The sequence below is a fragment of the Arthrobacter sp. 210 2 genome, from assembly GCF_059093025.1.
Genome location: NZ_JBNHIE010000011.1, coordinates 76716 through 93059 on the forward strand (window position 1 = coordinate 76716; position 16344 = coordinate 93059).

Genomic DNA, 16344 nt, shown 5'->3' on the forward strand with positions numbered 1-16344 from the left:
TCCCCCGGTTCCTACTTCTGGCCGGTCAGCAGGGTGCCCCGGACCGCGGACAAAGGCACGGCGCCGAAGTCCCTGGAATCGATGGACACTCCCCGGTTGTCCCCCAGCACAAAAACGCTTCCTGCCGGGACTGTTTCGGGGCCGAAGTAGGTGGCGTCGATGCGGCTGTGGTCGATAAAGGGCTCCGAGACGGGGACGTCGTCCACATACAGTTCCGAGTCGCGGATAGCCACAGTCTGCCCTTCAAGGCCAATGACCCGCTTGATGGCGGTGCGCCCGTCGACGGGACTGGTGAAAGCCACCACCACCCCGTTACGGATCAAGCCCGCACCCGGCTTATACAGGAGCACCACCGACCCCATGGGGATGGTCGGCTCCATGCTGTCCGACGAGACAGTGAACGGTTCCAGCAGCCACGCCCTGACGGCGAGGATCACCAGGGCCGGAATCACAGCCAACGCGATGAGGCGGGGCCAGTGGCTCCCGGCTGGCCCCGGCGTCGTGCCCGTCAGCCGGTGCCGGGGGGCGCGCCGCCGGCCGCTGTCGTCCATAAGTGCGGTTTTCAATCCTCTTCGCCGTCCAGTCGCATCTGGCGGCTACCTCAGGACGCCGCGTTCGGGCAGGGACCTCAGCGGCACATGCTGTGGCAACGAGTCCTCGCTGGGGGACGCAGCGGGATGCCGGCTGGCCCAGCGGACGGACGGCGCGGCAACCCCGAACGTTGCGGTGACAGAGGTTCCTGCGCCCGGCGTCGAGAGGACTTCAAGGGTTCCGCCGGCCTGGTGGATCGTGTCACCCAGGATCCGCAGGCCAAAGTGGCCTTCCGGGCAGGGCTGGGTTGTGTTAAAGCCGCGGCCATCATCTGAAACCGTGATCTGGGTGCGCTGGCCGGCATGGCGGATCCGGAGTGCCACCGATTGGGCCGCGGAATGCTTGGTGGCGTTCACCAGGGCCTCGCGAGCCACACGATAGACCAGGACGGCCCGGTCCCGGTCCAGCACAAGCTTGTCCGGGATCTCCATGGTCAAGGCAATGCCGCGCTCCACCAAGGGTGTCTCCAGCCGCAGGAGGGAAGCCTTCAGCCCAAGCTCTTCGAGGTCTGGAGGATAAAGCTCACTGGTCATGGCGCGCAGGCTGCGGATGTTGTTCTGCAGCATCGTCCTGGCCTTGGAGAAAACCGTCTGAAGTTCGGGCGGACCGTAGCGCTCCTCTGATTCCAGAGCGTACGCCAGCCCCGACAAATCCTGGATCACTTCATCATGGAGTTCGCCGGCGATCTGCCGGCGCTCCTGGTCAGACGCTTCAATCGCGCAGCGCAGCAGCGCTTGGCGCGTCACCTGGTCGAGCTGGATCCGCCGGGCCAGGCGGACTGCGGGAATCAGTTGCGTCAGCTGCAGGACGGCCAGGGACAGCAGCATTGGCGGAATCATGCCCATCAGCACCGCCTGCTGTTCGCCGCGCACCGCCACACCTGAAGAGTATGTTTCAAAGATCATCGGAGCACCGCTCGCGGAAGAGGAGCGGGCGTAGACCTCCACGAGTTCGCCCGAATCAGCCTCGTACTCGTTCTCTTCACCGGTCTGGGATTCCAAGGTGGCCGTCGCCGGCCCGCCCTCAAGGAGGCGGCGCGCCCATTCCTCCTGTTCAAAATCCTGCCCGATGAGCGACTTCACGTCCGAATAGACCACCCGGCCGTGCTCGTCCCACACCTTGATCCGGGTCACGCCGCCGTTGGCCAGCCACGGCGCCAACCGCTCGTCGAGTAATTCCAGCGCGGCGGGATCGCGGGCCAGGAGTTGGTCGGTTAGCAGCGGCCCCACCACGTTATCGGCCAGGCGCTGCGTGAAGTCCCTTGCGTTGGCAAGGGCGTGCCGTTCCGCTTCAGCCCAGATCCAGAAGGCGACGGGGGTGGCAACCAGGACGAGGGCCACGAACCCGGCGGTGAGGAACCGCGTAACAGCTGACCGGACCTCACGACGCTCGTCTACTCCAGGGGCCTTGTTCATGCTGTGGGAGGCCGCTCCCACATGATATACGCGCACTGTAGGTGGCCTGGCTACATGCCCGCAGGTTCCGGAAGGGATCCGGCGGCGCCGCCCAGTCCCGCCACCAGGGCCGGGTGGACGATCATGTTGCCGGGGTGGGCGTGCCGCAGGGTGTCCAGCATGACTCCCAGCGCGCCGTCTTTGGGAAGGAACCCACAGATACCCATCGAGGCAGCCTCACGCAGCGCGTCCTGCGACGGGTTGCCGGTGAGCATCACGATCCGGGCTTCCGAGGCTTCCGACAGGATGCGTTCGGCTGCCTTGAGGCCGGAGCCGTCCGTCAGGTGAAGGTCCATAATCACGACGTCGGGCTGCAGCTCGCGGAACATGGTCACCGCGGATTCCACCGACTTCGCCGCCCCCACACTTTTCAGGTCCGGTTCCCGGTCCAGTGCCCCGGCCAGCAGGTCCGAAAAGGTGGTGTGGTCATCAACGATCAGGATCCGCAGCCGTTCGGTCTCCTGCTTGGTCAGCTGCGGTGCAGCGTCGCGGCTGCCGGCCACCACATGGATGGAGGGACGGGCTTCTGCTGGCCCCTGGGCGGCTGCGGTGCTGGTCAGGAGCCTGGCGTGTGCCTCCTTCAGCACCGGGCTGGGCGCGCAGCCCAGTTCTTCGTCCATTACCCGGCGGCAGCGGTCATACGCCCGCAGCGCCTCGGTTTTTTCGCCGTTGCGTTCCAGCCCCAGAATCAGGGCGGTCCAGGCCCGTTCGTTCAGGGGGTCTTCCTTGGCCGCCGCGCCGCCCCACGTTATCGCTTTGGCCACGTCCCCCACGGCCAGGGCGGTCTCGGCAGCCTGGACCCGGGCGAGGCTGACCCGGGCTGCGTGAAGGGCCCGTTCCTCCTCGGCCCAGGCCGGCAGCAGCTCATCCCCCAGCAGCGGAGCCGAAGCGATCTCGAGTGCTTCGGTGAGCAGTGCCAGCGCTGCCGGCGCATCGGCCTGGCTGGCCTGCTTGGTCAGTGTGTCGAACCGGTTCAGGTCCAGCTCCACCAACGACCGGTCGATCGCGTAGCCGCCGGTGACCGTCCGCAGCGGACCGCTCCGGCCGGTACCCGGCTGCAAATGCCGCCGCAGGACACTGACATAGCTTTCCAAGGTGGGCAACGCCACCGACGGATGATTGTCGCCCCACAGCAGGTCCATGATGCGGGTCTTGGACACCGCCGAGCCGAAGTTCAACAACAGGATCTCCAGCACCTGCCGGGGCTTGGGCCCGCCAAGGTCATTCGCGCCCAGCTCCGTATTCCCGCGGCGGATGGTCAACGGACCAAAAACCGAAATCGTAAGTACCGGCGCCTGCGGCAACACTTCGGCAACCAGCCCCGGACCGCCGCTTTTCTTCGCCATCTCCAATGTAGCCACGATGGTGCCCCCCCAAGTAGTTGAGTACTGCCTGCGTCCCATTGAACTGACGGGTCAGCAGGCGAACAACAGTGCTCATTACTCGCTTCTTCACGTGTGCATTCCTTCCAGGTACTTAGTACCTGGGGGCAGGTACTCGGAATCCATCCGGCGGAAGCCCGGCAGATGTGCGGGGAAAAAAGCTGTCTATTAGCGCGTTTTTGCTGGTCAACACGCGGATTCATTTTCGGGTTCAAATGTTGGGAAAAACCTAGGTAGTCCTGGGCGGAGCCAGCCCGCCGCCGCCAAAGAATTCCCCAAGCCGGCCAGCCTACGGTGGCAGAAAACCGCTGCTGGGCGGTTTGCAACGGGCAGCTGCGTGGTGCAGCCGTCCGGCAAAGGATGGGAAACACAATGAAACTGCGTACCGGACCCGCGAGGGTGGCCACCATCCGGGTGGGCCGGGGTTGGCACGTGGTACGGGCGGGACTGCGAACAGTCCGGTTCCGTGTCCTGGCCACGGTCCTTGGGTTCCTGGCGGCGGGGCTGCTGGCCGCCGGCATCACCACCCTCACCCTGGACCTGGGCAACCTTAACAACCGGGTCAATGAGGACCTCCTCCTTCAATCCGGGCGGCTGCACGACATCGTGGAGCAGGGCGTTCCGGGTGGAGGGCCGTATACCTCCCTGGATGAGCTGTTTACGGTGTTCCTCCAAGGTGACGCTCCCGGCAGGTATGAATCGGTGATGGCCACCGTGATCGGCGGCAACACCTTCCTGCCAGCCGGCGGGCAACCCGGCATCCTCGATGCTTCCCAAGCGCTGGATGCAGCACGCGCCGCGCACGTTGGGGGCCGCACCGTCTTCCATGACGTGACGTTGGACGGCCGGACGGTGCGCCTGGCCATCACGTCCGTATCCCTGGAACGCGGAGCCCCCGGCGGGCTCCTGGTGGCAGCGAACGAAATTGGCCGCCAGCGCGAGCAGATGATGGCGTCGTTTGGCACCTTCGGCGCGGCTTCGCTGGGTACGCTGCTGCTGGCGGGAGCGGTAGGTTTCACCGTCACGGGCCGGCTGTTTGTTCCGGTCCGCCGCCTGCGCCAGGCCACGGAATCCATTACGTTCGAGGACCTGAGCAGCCGCGTCCTTGTGCCGCCCGGTGACGACGACGTCTCGCAGCTGGCAACGGACTTCAACCGCATGCTAAACAGGCTGGAGGCGGGCATCGCGGACCAGCGCCAATTTGTGGATGACGCCAGCCATGAGCTCCGGACTCCCCTGACCATCATCGGCGGCCATCTTCAACTGCTGCAGGCGGAAGACCCCCGGGACGTCCGTGAGACCCAGGCGTTACTCCTGGAGGAACTGGACCGGATGCAGTCCCTGGTGGACGAGCTCCTGCTGCTGGCCAGGAGTGGCCGGCCCGACTTTGTCCGGCTGGAGTGGGTCGACGCCGATTCCTTCCTTGTGGCGGCCATGGACAGGATCAAGGTCCTGGCGGACCGGCGGTGGCAGATCGACACCATGCCGGGCGGACGGTTCCGCGCGGACCGCAACCGCCTCACCCAGGCGGTGGAGCAGCTGGCGGCTAATGCCGTGCAGTCCACCCGGCCGCATGACGTGATATCCCTCGGCGCAGCCTGGGTTGGGGCGCTGGACGTCACTGTGCCGCCTGCACCTTCCGCACTTTCCGGAGCCGGCGTCGAAATCTGGGTGGCGGACTCGGGATGCGGCATCAGCGCTGCCGACCAGGAACGGATCTTTGACCGTTTCGCCAGGGCCGGAGTATCGCGTGGCACGGAAGGATCCGGCCTGGGGCTGCCGATCGTCAAGGCCATCGCCGAAGCTCACAGCGGGTCACTGCGGGTGATCTCGCAGGTCAATGAAGGCAGCACATTCGTACTCTCCCTGCCCGGAGGAACCCCATGACCCGAATACTGATCGCCGACGACGAACCACGGATCGTGAGCTTCATCGCCAAGGGCCTCACGGCTGCCGGGTACATCACCTCCTCGGCGGAGGACGGCATCCGGGCGCTGGACTACGCCAGTTCCGGCGAGTTCGACCTGCTCATCCTGGATATCGCTATGCCGCGGATGGACGGCTTTGCGGTGCTTACCGCGCTGCGCGCTATGCGCTGCACGGTTCCGGTGATCGTCCTGACCGCCAAGGATTCCGTTCAGGACACCGTGGCAGCGCTCGACGGCGGCGCGGACGACTACATGAGCAAACCGTTCCGCTTCGAGGAGCTGCTCTCAAGGATCCGCCTGCGGCTGCGCCACACGGCGGGCTTTCCGGCCCCACCGGCCCCCACAAGCGGTGACCTCAGCCTGGACGTCGACCTTCGCAGCGCAACTGTCCGTGGCAGGACGGTGCCGTTGTCCGCCCGGGAGTTCGCGATGGCCCGGGTGTTCGTGGAAAACGAAGGCAAGGTGCTGACCAGGGAACAGCTGCTGAGCCGGGTGTGGGGCTACGACTTTGACGGGTCCTCCAACGTGGTGGATGTCTACGTGGGGTACCTGCGCAACAAGCTCGGCCCCCAAAGAATTGTGGCAGTCCGCGGCGCCGGGTACCGGTTCGTGGCCCTTCAGGATGCCCCATCCCCTGCCCGTTCCGGCGGATGAGAGGTCTCTCATAAAAGTCTCATCCCCCTCTCACCGTGGCCCGGCAGGGTGGGAACACAACAAGGAAAGGCGAACCGATGAAAAAGTTTTGGTACCTCCCCATCGCAGCAGTGGCAGGTGCGGCGAGTCTTACGGTGTGGGCACAGGCCAATGCGGGCCCGCCCCCTGCAGTCTCTCCCGGAGTGGTGGTGGCCGACGTGCAGTCCGGCAGCGGCACCGCCAAACCTGGGGAACAGCCGGCCCTGCTTGCCACTCCGACGCCCACGCCCACTTCCACGCCCAGCATCACCGCGATACCTGACCACACGGCCCCGGAGACACAACGCATCCAGGTTGAACTGCAGACGTATCCCCCGCTGCAACCGACCCACAGCCCTACCCACAGCGTGGGCGATGACAAGGGCGGACTGAGGCCGGACGGGGTTTCCGACGATGGCCCCCTGCACGATGTGGGTGACGACAAGGGCGGGCTCAGGCCGGACGGGGTTTCCGACGACGGCCCCCTGCACGACCTGGGCGACGACAAAGGCGGGCTTAGGGACGACAGCGAGTCGGACGACGGCCCGGGCGACGACAAAGGCGGTGACCGGTAGACCTTGGGATGGCACCAAGCTTTTCCCTAGAACATCCCTGCACCATGACCTTGTTCAGCCGACTCGACTGGGAAGTCGGCGCTACTGGGGAGCATGTGCAGGATGAAAGCGATACGACGCGGGTCAGCGCACTCAGGACAGCAGAAAACCGGCGGAAGGGGCCTTAAGGCGCTGGCAGCATCAGGAGCAGTCGCTTTGGCTGCCTCCATGGGGCTGCCGCCGCTCGCGGCCCATGCCGTGCAGGCCCCCGTGGGCGCAGGGTTCACGGTGACACCTTCGGACTTGTCCTTCATCCTGAAGCAGATCAAGATCGCCGAAGCGCACGTGGCCAACACCACGTCCGAGACCGGGCCCTGCGGGGCCCTGGTGGGACCCGGCCCCAACCAGCTTGCCAGCCCGCTGCTGTCCCACGGGCTGCGCACAGTTGACGGAAGCTGCAACAACCTCCAGCAGGGCCAGGAGACCTTCGGCGCGGCAGACCAGGTGTTCCCGCGGCTGGGATCCAAGTCGTTCGGCGACGCCGAAAGGGGCTCCTTTGGCGGTCCCCCCGTCGCCACGAGCTACACGCAGAAGTCCGGCAGCGTTTTCGACTCGCGGCCGCGAACCATCAGCAACCTGATCGCCGACCAAACGTCAACCAACCCCGCCGCTGTGGCCGCCGCCGGGTTCCCGGCGCGGACCCAGGGCAACGAGGGCGTGGTGCCCTGCGTCGTCGACCCGGACCCGGAGGCGGTTCCTCCCGTTGCTGCCGAGCCGGACGGCTGCGTCCCCTCGCACAACACCCTGTTCATTCCCAACGTAACCACCGACGTCGGACTCTCACCGCCCTACAACTCCCTTTTCACCCTCTTCGGCCAGTTCTTTGACCATGGCATCGACCAGACGGTCAAGGGCGGCGGCACCGTCTATGTTCCGCTCAAGGCCGATGACCCGCTGATCGCGGGGCCGGACCACGTGTTCGGCAACGCGGATGACCTCAATCCGCACATGCGCTTTATGGTCCTGACGCGCGGCATGAACCAGCCGGGCGCGGACGGTGTCCTGGGGACGCAGGACGATGTCCAGGATGCCCTGAACACCAACTCGCCCTGGGTAGACCAGAGCCAGACGTACACGTCCCATTCCTCCCACCAGGTGTTCCTGCGCGAGTACGTCAATAACGCAGCCGGGCAGCCGGTATCGACGGGTGCCTTGCTGGGCGGTCCGGCCGGCACGCCCGAGGCCGGCGGCATGGCCACCTGGGACATCACCAAGAAGCAGGCACGGGAGCTGCTGGGCATCCAGTTGCTGGACAAGGACGTCCTCAATGTCCCCATGCTCGCCGCCGATGCCTATGGGAAGTTCATCCCGGGCCCGAAGAACGGGCTCCCGCAGTTTGTTACGAAGTCTGGACTGGTCGAGGCAGACCGGGCCGCGAACGGTGGCCTGGGAACGCTGGTGCCGCAGGACGTGCTGTACTTCCACACACCGTTCCTGACGGACATTGCGCACAACGCCGATCCGTCGCCGCAGGACACCGACCACAATCCGGCAACACCGCGTGTCGCGCCGGTGCCGGATGCAGACACCTCCGCGTCTGCAGATTTCATGGGCCAGGCTCCCGGCACGTACGACGACGAAATGCTGAACGCACACTTCATAGCCGGCGACGGCAGGGTCAACGAGAACATCGGGTTGACCGCCATCCACCAGGTTTTCCACTCCGAGCATGACCGCCTGGTGGAAGATATCAAGAGGGTCCTCAGCACCGATACGACCGCCCGGGGCGTTGCCGCCCTGCCCGAGTGGAAGCTTGCCACCGGCGCGGACGGCTGGAACGGCGAACGGCTTTTCCAGGCCGCGCGGTTCATCGCGGAAATGGAGTACCAGCACCTGGTCTTCGAGGAGTTCGCCCGGAAAATCCAGCCCGCCATCAACCTCTTCGAACCCTTCGCCTTCTCGCAGACGGACATCAATCCCGCGGTCAGCGCCGAGTTCGCCCACGCCGTGTACCGGTTCGGCCACTCGATGCTGACGGAGACCATTTCCCGCCGGAACGAGGACGGCCCGGGTGCCGACGGGGTGTGGGGGAATTCCGACGACGTCCGCGGGTCCCAGAACGATATCTCCCTCCTGGAGGGCTTCCTGAATCCGCCCGAATACACCGACGGCGGCCCCGCCGGGCCGCTGACCTCCGAGGAGGCCGCGGGCAGCATCATCATGGGAATGTCGGACCAGGTCGGGAGCGAGCTGGACGAGTTCGTCACGGATACGCTGCGGAACAAGCTGCTGGGACTGCCCATGGACCTGGCCGCGATCAACCTGACCCGTGCCCGGTCCGAAGGTTTGCCCACGCTGAATGCGCTGCGCCGGGAACTGCATGGCGCCACGAACGACAGCCAGCTCAAGCCGTACACCAACTGGATCGACTTCGGCGAAAACATCAAGCACCCGGAGTCGCTGGTCAACTTCGTGGCCGCCTACGGCAAGCACCCGTCGATCGTGCAGGCCACCACCCTTGAGGCCAAGCGCACGGCGGCCCGGCTGATCGTCAGCCCGGACACCCTGGCCGGTGAGGTTGCGCCGGAGGACGCCGTGGCGTTCATGAACAGCATCGACGGCTGGGCCAACAACGGCACCGCCTCAACCACCGGACTCGATGACATCGACCTGTGGATGGGCGGCCTGGCCGAACGGACCAACCTGTTCGGCGGCCTGCTCGGCAGCACGTTCAACTACGTCTTCGAGAGCCAGATGACCGATCTGCAGAACGGTGACCGGCTCTACTACTTGGCCCGCACCCCCGGGATGAACCTGATGGCGCAGCTCGAAGGAAACTCCTTCGCGGAGATCATCATGCGCAACACCAATGCCCAGGCGCTGAAGGCCGACGCATTTGCCACTGCCGACTGCAAGTTCGAGCTGAAGAACCTGGCCGGAACTCCGGAAGGTTTCGCGGCTTCCGGCAACACGGTGGCGGACGATCCGGCGTCGGAATGCAACGAGGCAGCACTGCTGATCCGCATACCCGACGGCACCATCAAGTACCGTGCTTCGAACTCGGTGGACCCGGCCGGCATCAACGGCCAGGCCGTGTACAACGGATCCAGCAATGCCGACCGCATCTACGGCGGTGTGGACAACGACACCATGTGGGGCGGCCTCGGCAACGACGTCATCGAGGGAGGTGACGGCGCCGATACCGTCCTGGGCGGCGACGGAAACGACATCATCACCGACCTCGCCGGGGATGACATCCTGAAGGGCGGGCCGGACAATGACGCGATCGACGGCGGCCCCGGTCTGGACATCCTCATCGGCGGCGACGGCAGGGACTTCATCAACGGCGGTGCGAACTCAAACGAGACGTTCGCCGGTGAAGATGACGACTTCGTGATTGCCGGTGAAGGCCTGGACGCCGTCTTCGGCGGCGGCGGGAATGACTGGGTGGAAGGCGGCGACAGCCCCGACCTCCTGATCGGCGACTCCAGCAACCTGTTCTTCCTGGACGACTCGCAGAAGCCCGGCAATGACATCCTCATGGGCCAGGGCGGCGACGACGACTACGACATGGAGGGCGGCGACGACATCGGCATTGCCGGCCCCGGCGTCGAAAAAGTGGCGGGCGCGTCCGGCTACGACTGGGAAATCGGGCTCTTCGATCCCCAGCCCCAGGACGCCGACCTCGAGCTTCCGATCGAGCCGCTGGACATCCTCCAGGTTGGCGTCCGGGACAGGTACAACGAGGTGGAAGCCCTCTCCGGCGGCCCGCTCAATGACGTGCTCCGGGGGGATGACATCATCCCGAGCACAAGGGGCGGTGGCGGCTTCATCGGCTGCGACGTCCTGGACCAGGCCGGCGTGGACCGCATCGCCGGGCTCAACCAGCTCATCCCGTCCCTTCCGACCCCCCTCGCCGACGTCGTCAACGCATCCGCATCCCAGGAATGCCCCGTGCTGAACGGGCCCCAGGTCTGGGGCGAAGGCAACATCCTTCTCGGCGGCGGCGGCGACGACGTCCTCGAAGGCCGCGGCGGCAACGACATCATCGACGGCGACCGCTACATGAGCATCCGGCTCAGCATCCGCACCAACGCTGCAGATGCGTCCACCGAGATCGGCAGCGCCACCTCAATGACCGCACAGTACCAGCGCAACGTCGACGGCGCCCTCACCGGACCCACGCTGCAGCAGGCGGTATTCGCAGGGACCGTGGATCCAGCCAACATCATCGTGGTGCGGGAAATCCTGAGCTCCGCCGAAGGGACGGACAGCGCGGTCTTCTCGGACCTCGAAGCCAACTACACCATCACCACCACCGGCGGCGACGGCACCATGGGCTCCCCTGGCTCTGTCACCACAGTCACCCACAACGGCGGTGAGGACGGCACGGACACCCTTCACAACATCGAAACCCTGGTCTTCGGCGACGGGCTCGACGACGGTGAAGGGGACGGGGTGGAGGATGAGGATCCCGTAGACGTGGACGACGACGTGGACGAAGTCGAAGACGGCGTCGACGGCGGAACCGACGACGGGACCGAGGACGTGACCGAGGACGAGGTCGACGAAGGGACCGACGACGGTGCCAACGACGGCGTGGACGTCATTCCGGGCGATGGCGAGGTTGTGGTGATCGTTGACCCGGTGCCGGGTACGGATCCAGCTCCCAACCCCGCGCCCGTGGATCCCGCTCCGGCCAACCCGAACCCCGCACCAGTGGCTTCGGGACCGGTGGACCAGGCACCCGTCGATCCCGCACCCGTCGATCCCGCACCCGTGGATTCGGGACCAGTGGACCCGGCACCCGTGGATCCCGCGCCGGTCGACCCCGCACCCGCGGACCCGGCACCCGCCGATCCCGCACCGGTCAACCCGGCACCTGCGAATCCCGCACCCGCAGGTTTCCTCGTCCGGACCGTCGATTCCAACGGTAACCAGGTGGGTGCCATCCAGGCTGCTGAGAACGGCGCCTCGAGGATGGTGATCCGTGGCCTGGAGAACGGTGCAGCATACCGGTTCCAGGTTGCCCCCGCCGGGGAAGGCGAACCCGTCTTTTCCGAGCTGAGTAAGCCCGTCACCCCCGGCGCCACAGCCGAGGAACGCACCAGGGCTAACCAGCGCGGCACCGTGGAGCGGGATGGGGAAGCACCCCTGGCAGCCGCCGGACAGGACCAGCCGCCGGCTCCGGGCAGTGCACCTTTCGGGGGCACGTTCGGCACGGTGGCACCGATTGCCCTCGCGGCCCTGGCCGGGTACGTTTCCAGCGGTCCCGGAGCCGTGGTCGCGGCCATCACCACCGGCGGCCTCCTGGCTGCTGCCGCCTTGTTGGCGTACAAGGTGCTCCGGTATCGGGCCTACGCCAGGAAAGCACTTGCCAACGCGGATGCAGGTCCAAAACCTGAGTAAGTCCGCATAGTCCACGGCATCTTCGCCAATGCCAGGTGTGACCTGCCAGCCAACAGGCTGTGCAGGTCACATCTGGTTAACCCCGGTGCGCAACAGTCCCTGCACTCGGGCCCCGCCGGTGTCAGCGGGCGGGAAGTGGGTCACCGGCCCGCTCCGGCACTTCCACCGGACCGGGTGCGTCACTCCGCCTGGCGGCTGCCGCGGCGAAGGCCATCACTGCCAGGCCCAGGAGCGTGATGCCCGCGCCGGCCCAGATCGGCGAAGTGTAGCCAAGCCCCGCGGTGATGGTTACCCCGCCCAGCCACGCGCCCAACGCGTTGCCCACGTTGAATGCACCGATATTGGCGCCGGACGCCAGCGTGGGCGCATTGCTGGCATACTTCATCACCCGCATCTGCAGTCCGGGAACAGTGGCGAAACCGAAGCCGCCCATCAGGACCAGGGAGGCAACCGTCAGCACCTGGTTACCGGCCGTGAGCGCGAAGGCCACCAGAACTGCACCCAGGACGGCGAGCACCACCAGCAGAGTCCGGTCCACATTCCGGTCGGCGGCCTTGCCGCCCAGGGTGTTGCCGGCAAAGAGGCCAACGCCAAACACAATAAGAAGCCACGGCACGGTGGTGGCGGCAAAACCGGACACTTCGGTCAGTGTGTACGCAATGTAGGTGAAGGCCCCGAACATGCCGCCGAATCCCAGGATGGTCACTGCGATGGAGAGCCAGACCTGGCCCGACCGGAAGGCCTGCAGCTCCCGCCGCAGCCCGCCGGCCTGCCCCCTGGTGCCGGCGGTGGCAGGAACAAGTGCCAGGATCCCGGCGAGCGCCACCACGCCAATCACGGTAATGGCCCAAAAGGTGGCGCGCCATCCGGCAGCCTGGCCCAGCAGGGTCCCGAACGGAACACCCAGGACATTGGCTGCCGTCAGGCCGGTGAACATCAGGGCAATGGCGCCTGCCCTCTTCGCCGGCGCCACCATGTCCGCCGCCACAACGGCACCAATGCCGAAGAAAGCGCCGTGGGCAAGGGCTGCAATAACCCTGCCAAGCATCATGGGCCAATAGTCTGACGCCGTTGCCGCCAGCAGGTTCCCCACGATGAACAGGACCAACAGGGTGGCCAGCACGGGTTTCCGGTCGAAACGGGTCACCGCTGCCGTCAGTCCCAGGGCGCCCACCACCACGGCCAGTGCGTAGCCCGAGATGAACCACCCCGCCGATGCCTCGCTGACACCGAAGTCGGCGGCCACCTCGGGCAGCAGCCCCATGATGACGAATTCCGTGAGTCCGATTCCGAACCCGCCGAGGGCAAGGGCCAGTAAACCAGTAGGCATGCGAAATGCTCCTTTGAGCTGTACTCGGTACGGGAAGGCGCCTAGGATAGTTGCAGACGCGGTATTTATTGTTGCACGCGCAAATACCCCGCGCAAGCAACTATCCCGCCGCAACCGGTGCGCGGCCTTCCGTGGCCGCCCGTTCAAGGAGCATTGTCATGGGCATCAAGGACGACGCCGTAGAGGTCCGCGCGCAGGGATGGCGGACCCTGGCGGCCCTCCACGGACTGATTGAGAACGAACTGGAGCGGTCACTCCAGGCGCACTCGAAGCTGTCCGTTGTGGAGTACACGGTCCTGGACGCACTCAGCCGCCAGGATGGCTGGCACATGCGCATGCAGCAGCTCGCCCGGGCCACCGCCTTGAGCCCCAGCGCCACAACCCGGCTGGTCAACAGGTTGGAGGACAGGGGACTCCTGACGCGGATTCTTTGCGACGACGACCGGCGCGGAATCTACACCGAGCTCACCTCGAGCGGCATCAGCCTTCTCGAAAAAGCCCGGCCGGTTCATGACGAAACGCTGGAACGCGCATTGGCCGGGGCGCTGGACATCCCCGAACTGGCACCCCTCGTGGACGCCCTGCCAAAGCTGCACGTCCGGGCCTGACACGACAACCACGAGTGCCCCTTTGAGACTGGCTCAAAGGGGCACTCGTCCGTCCCGTGCTGTACGGCGGCTGCGGTTAGAGGCTGTTGCCCACTGCGGCTTCAGGCTTCTTTCCCGCCACGTTTTTAAAGTAGTGCTCCAGGTCTTCCAGGCTCTTGTCCTTGGTCTCCGGGACGTACTTCGCGGCGAAGGCGATGGCGCCGACGCCCAGGACGGCAAATACGAAGAACGTGCTGGAGAGTCCGATGGCGGCCAGGAGCTGCGGGAAGCCGAAGCCCACCAGGAAGTTCACGATCCACAGCACAAACGCGGAAGCACCCATGCCCAGGCCGCGCATCTTGAGCGGAAAAATCTCGGAGAGCATCAGCCAGGTAACCGGCGAGATGGCCCCCTGCTGGAACGCGAGGAAGGTAACCGTCAGCGACAGGATGACGAAGCCGCGGGCGGCGCCCTCGGGCAGGATCAACGAGAACAGGCCGATCAGCAGCAGGGCCGACGTCGTTCCCACCTGGCCGGTGATCAGCATGCGGCGGCGGCCCACCTTGCCCAGCAGCCAGATGCCCACGAACGTGGCAAGCACCGAGATCACGCCGTTGGCGATGTTGGCCGTCAGCGCCGCTTCCCGGCCAAAACCTGACTGTGCCAGGATCTGCGTGCCGTAGTACATGATGGAGTTCACGCCGGTAATTTGCTGGATAACGGCCAGCCCCAGGCCCACGAAGAAGATCCGGCGGAGCCACGGGATGCCGAGGTCCTTCCACGAACCCATCTTGGACTTGTAGTCCTCAACGGCCATCGCCTTGACCTCTTCGAACTCCGTCCGGGCCTCGGCCTGTGAGCGGATGCGTTGCAGCACGCTGAGGGTCTCACCGAAGCTGCCCATCGACGCCAGCCAGCGCGGGCTCTCCGGCATGAAGTTCATACCGATCCACAGTGCGATGGCGGGAAGCGTCGCGATCACCAGCATCCAGCGCCAGATGCCGCCGGATTCCCCGAAGGTGTTGCCAAGGTAGGCGTTGAAGATGAAGGCCAGCAACTGCCCGGTCACGATCATCAGTTCGTTCTGGGTGACGATCCGGCCGCGGCGCGCGCTTGGCGATACTTCGGCGAGGTAGACGGGCACGGTGACGGACGCGCCGCCGACGGCGAGGCCCAGCACGAACCGGGCCGCGATCATCACCTCGGTGTTGGGGGCGAACGTGCAGGCCAGCGTTCCCACCAGGAAAATGACCGCAAGGACCATGATTATCTTGCGCCGTCCGTTGCGGTCCGCGAGGCGGCCGCCGAACAGGGCACCGAACGCTGCACCGAACAGCAGCGAGGACGTCACCAGCCCTTCGGTCAGGGGAGTCAGCCCCAGGTCCTCCTGCATGTACGGCAGGGCGCCGTTGATCACGCCGGTGTCGTAGCCGAAGAGCAGGCCACCGAACGTGGAGATGATGGTGACGGTCCGGAGCGCCTTCTTGTGGTTGGGGGGCTTCGTTCCGGTTGCCGCAGGCGCAGGGCCACTCATTGGCTGACCTTTTGGATGTACTGCTTCATGGCGTCCAGCTGGTAGCGGGAGACGTCCTCGGCGTTCTCGTCCTCGGCGAAGACACTGGACACCATCACGGTGTCGTCCCTGTCAAGGAAGCCGATTTCCTTGAGGCCGCCGAAGAACTCGTCCCAGTTCACGTCGCCGTCGCCGATTTTCAGGTGCTGGTGGACGCGCACGGGGTTGCCCGGCGGGTTGGTGATGTAGCGCAGTCCGTGTGAGGCGTGATGGTTCATGGTGTCGGCCACGTGCACCAGGCGCAGCTTGTCCCCTGCCGCCCGCATGATGTCCAGTGGCTGGTTCTTCATGTGGAAGCTGTGCGATGCCACGTACACCATGCCCACGTTCTTCGAGTTCAGGCCGCGGATCACGCGGATGGCGGCGAGGCCTTCTTCAACGAAGTCGTCCGGGTGGGGGTCGATCAGCAGGTCGATGCCCTCCCGCTCGATGATGGGCAGCAGTTCCTCCATGGAGCGGTAGAAGGCCCGCTCGGACTCCTCCGCCTTCTCCGGGCGTCCGCTGAACTCGGTGTTCATGGTGCTGACGCCAAGGTCCACGGTGATCTGGATGGCACGCTTCCAGTAGCGGACCGCCGCCTCGCGGGCATCCTCATCCGGGCCGGACCAGCGGAGCACAGGCAGGACGGATGCGATTTCGATTCCCGCATCCCTGCAGGCCTTGTTCAGCTGGCCCACCAGTTCATCATCCGCTTTGGGGTGGTTGTAGAAGGGGATGAAGTCCGCGTGCGGGGTCATCTGCATGTACTTGTAGCCGAGGTCCGCAACCACCTTCGGGAACTCGAGCAGGCTGTGCGAGTGGTGGAACGGGGTGGGGTCAAGCGCGATTTTCACGTAAACACTCCATTGTGGATCAGTTATGGGA

The 16344-nt window shown here is 65.7% G+C and carries 11 protein-coding genes; 5 read left to right on the forward strand and 6 right to left on the reverse strand.

Annotation, left to right across the window (positions count from 1 at the left end; genetic code table 11):
- Window positions 1–11 precede the first annotated feature (11 nt).
- The 3 genes from lepB to AC5RWA_RS18215 are packed head-to-tail and all read right to left on the reverse strand — an operon-like array spanning window position 12 to window position 3406.
- The gene (gene lepB / locus AC5RWA_RS18205) at window positions 12–551 is read right to left on the reverse strand and encodes a signal peptidase I (RefSeq protein ID WP_494058581.1); all 540 of its coding nucleotides are present in this window, start codon (window positions 549–551) and stop codon (window positions 12–14) included.
- Window positions 552–596: 45 nt separating this feature from the next.
- Window positions 597–2006 carry a sensor histidine kinase gene (locus tag AC5RWA_RS18210; protein ID WP_494058582.1) on the reverse strand — a complete coding sequence of 470 codons (1410 nt, stop codon included), beginning with the start codon at window positions 2004–2006 and terminating at the stop codon, window positions 597–599.
- A 50-nt stretch (window positions 2007–2056) separates the two neighbouring features.
- Window positions 2057–3406 carry a BTAD domain-containing putative transcriptional regulator gene (locus AC5RWA_RS18215; RefSeq protein WP_494058583.1) on the reverse strand — a complete coding sequence of 450 codons (1350 nt, stop codon included), beginning with the start codon at window positions 3404–3406 and terminating at the stop codon, window positions 2057–2059.
- Between the two features lie 393 nt (window positions 3407–3799).
- Here AC5RWA_RS18215 and AC5RWA_RS18220 point away from each other — a divergent pair, with 393 nt between their 5' ends.
- From AC5RWA_RS18220 to AC5RWA_RS18235, 4 genes are all read left to right on the forward strand, one after another.
- Entirely contained in the window at window positions 3800–5314 is a 1515-nt protein-coding gene (locus AC5RWA_RS18220; protein WP_494058584.1) for a sensor histidine kinase, read from the forward strand.
- A complete protein-coding gene (locus AC5RWA_RS18225) occupies window positions 5311–6009 on the forward strand; it encodes a response regulator transcription factor (RefSeq protein WP_079597800.1) in 699 nt (232 codons plus the stop codon). Before AC5RWA_RS18220 ends, AC5RWA_RS18225 begins: the two co-directional genes overlap by 4 nt.
- A 77-nt stretch (window positions 6010–6086) precedes the next feature.
- Window positions 6087–6602: a hypothetical protein gene (locus AC5RWA_RS18230; RefSeq protein ID WP_079597801.1), complete on the forward strand. Its 516-nt coding sequence runs from the start codon at window positions 6087–6089 to the stop codon at window positions 6600–6602.
- Between the two features lie 102 nt (window positions 6603–6704).
- On the forward strand, window positions 6705–11990 hold the full coding sequence (locus AC5RWA_RS18235) for a peroxidase family protein (RefSeq protein WP_494058585.1): 5286 nt from the start codon (window positions 6705–6707) through the stop codon (window positions 11988–11990).
- Between the two features lie 121 nt (window positions 11991–12111).
- Here AC5RWA_RS18235 and AC5RWA_RS18240 read toward each other — a convergent pair whose 3' ends face one another.
- On the reverse strand, window positions 12112–13320 hold the full coding sequence (locus tag AC5RWA_RS18240) for an MFS transporter (RefSeq protein ID WP_494058586.1): 1209 nt from the start codon (window positions 13318–13320) through the stop codon (window positions 12112–12114).
- A gap of 158 nt (window positions 13321–13478) precedes the next feature.
- Here AC5RWA_RS18240 and AC5RWA_RS18245 point away from each other — a divergent pair, with 158 nt between their 5' ends.
- Window positions 13479–13928, forward strand: a complete 450-nt coding sequence (locus tag AC5RWA_RS18245) for a MarR family winged helix-turn-helix transcriptional regulator (protein ID WP_079597804.1) — start codon at window positions 13479–13481, stop codon at window positions 13926–13928.
- A 76-nt stretch (window positions 13929–14004) separates the two neighbouring features.
- On the opposite strand, the gene AC5RWA_RS18250 is transcribed toward AC5RWA_RS18245, so the two are convergent.
- Window positions 14005–15441 (reverse strand): sugar porter family MFS transporter, encoded by a 1437-nt coding sequence (locus AC5RWA_RS18250; RefSeq protein ID WP_494058587.1) that lies wholly within the window; start codon window positions 15439–15441, stop codon window positions 14005–14007.
- Complete coding sequence (locus AC5RWA_RS18255; protein ID WP_476247525.1) at window positions 15438–16313, reverse strand: sugar phosphate isomerase/epimerase family protein; 876 nt, start codon at window positions 16311–16313, stop codon at window positions 15438–15440. The genes AC5RWA_RS18250 and AC5RWA_RS18255 overlap by 4 nt, the downstream gene beginning before the upstream one ends.
- Between the last annotated feature and the right edge of the window lie 31 nt (window positions 16314–16344).

What these genes read in the sequence shown, in the direction of transcription:
- lepB (WP_494058581.1), bottom strand. Translation starts at nt 551, where the DNA reads ATGGACGACAGCGGCCGGCGGCGCGCCCCCCGGCACCGGCTGACGGGC.
- AC5RWA_RS18210 (WP_494058582.1), bottom strand. Translation starts at nt 2,006, where the DNA reads ATGAACAAGGCCCCTGGAGTAGACGAGCGTCGTGAGGTCCGGTCAGCT.
- AC5RWA_RS18220 (WP_494058584.1), top strand. Translation starts at nt 3,800, where the DNA reads ATGAAACTGCGTACCGGACCCGCGAGGGTGGCCACCATCCGGGTGGGC.
- AC5RWA_RS18225 (WP_079597800.1), top strand. Translation starts at nt 5,311, where the DNA reads ATGACCCGAATACTGATCGCCGACGACGAACCACGGATCGTGAGCTTC.
- AC5RWA_RS18230 (WP_079597801.1), top strand. Translation starts at nt 6,087, where the DNA reads ATGAAAAAGTTTTGGTACCTCCCCATCGCAGCAGTGGCAGGTGCGGCG.
- AC5RWA_RS18235 (WP_494058585.1), top strand. Translation starts at nt 6,705, where the DNA reads ATGAAAGCGATACGACGCGGGTCAGCGCACTCAGGACAGCAGAAAACC.
- AC5RWA_RS18240 (WP_494058586.1), bottom strand. Translation starts at nt 13,320, where the DNA reads ATGCCTACTGGTTTACTGGCCCTTGCCCTCGGCGGGTTCGGAATCGGA.
- AC5RWA_RS18245 (WP_079597804.1), top strand. Translation starts at nt 13,479, where the DNA reads ATGGGCATCAAGGACGACGCCGTAGAGGTCCGCGCGCAGGGATGGCGG.
- AC5RWA_RS18250 (WP_494058587.1), bottom strand. Translation starts at nt 15,441, where the DNA reads ATGAGTGGCCCTGCGCCTGCGGCAACCGGAACGAAGCCCCCCAACCAC.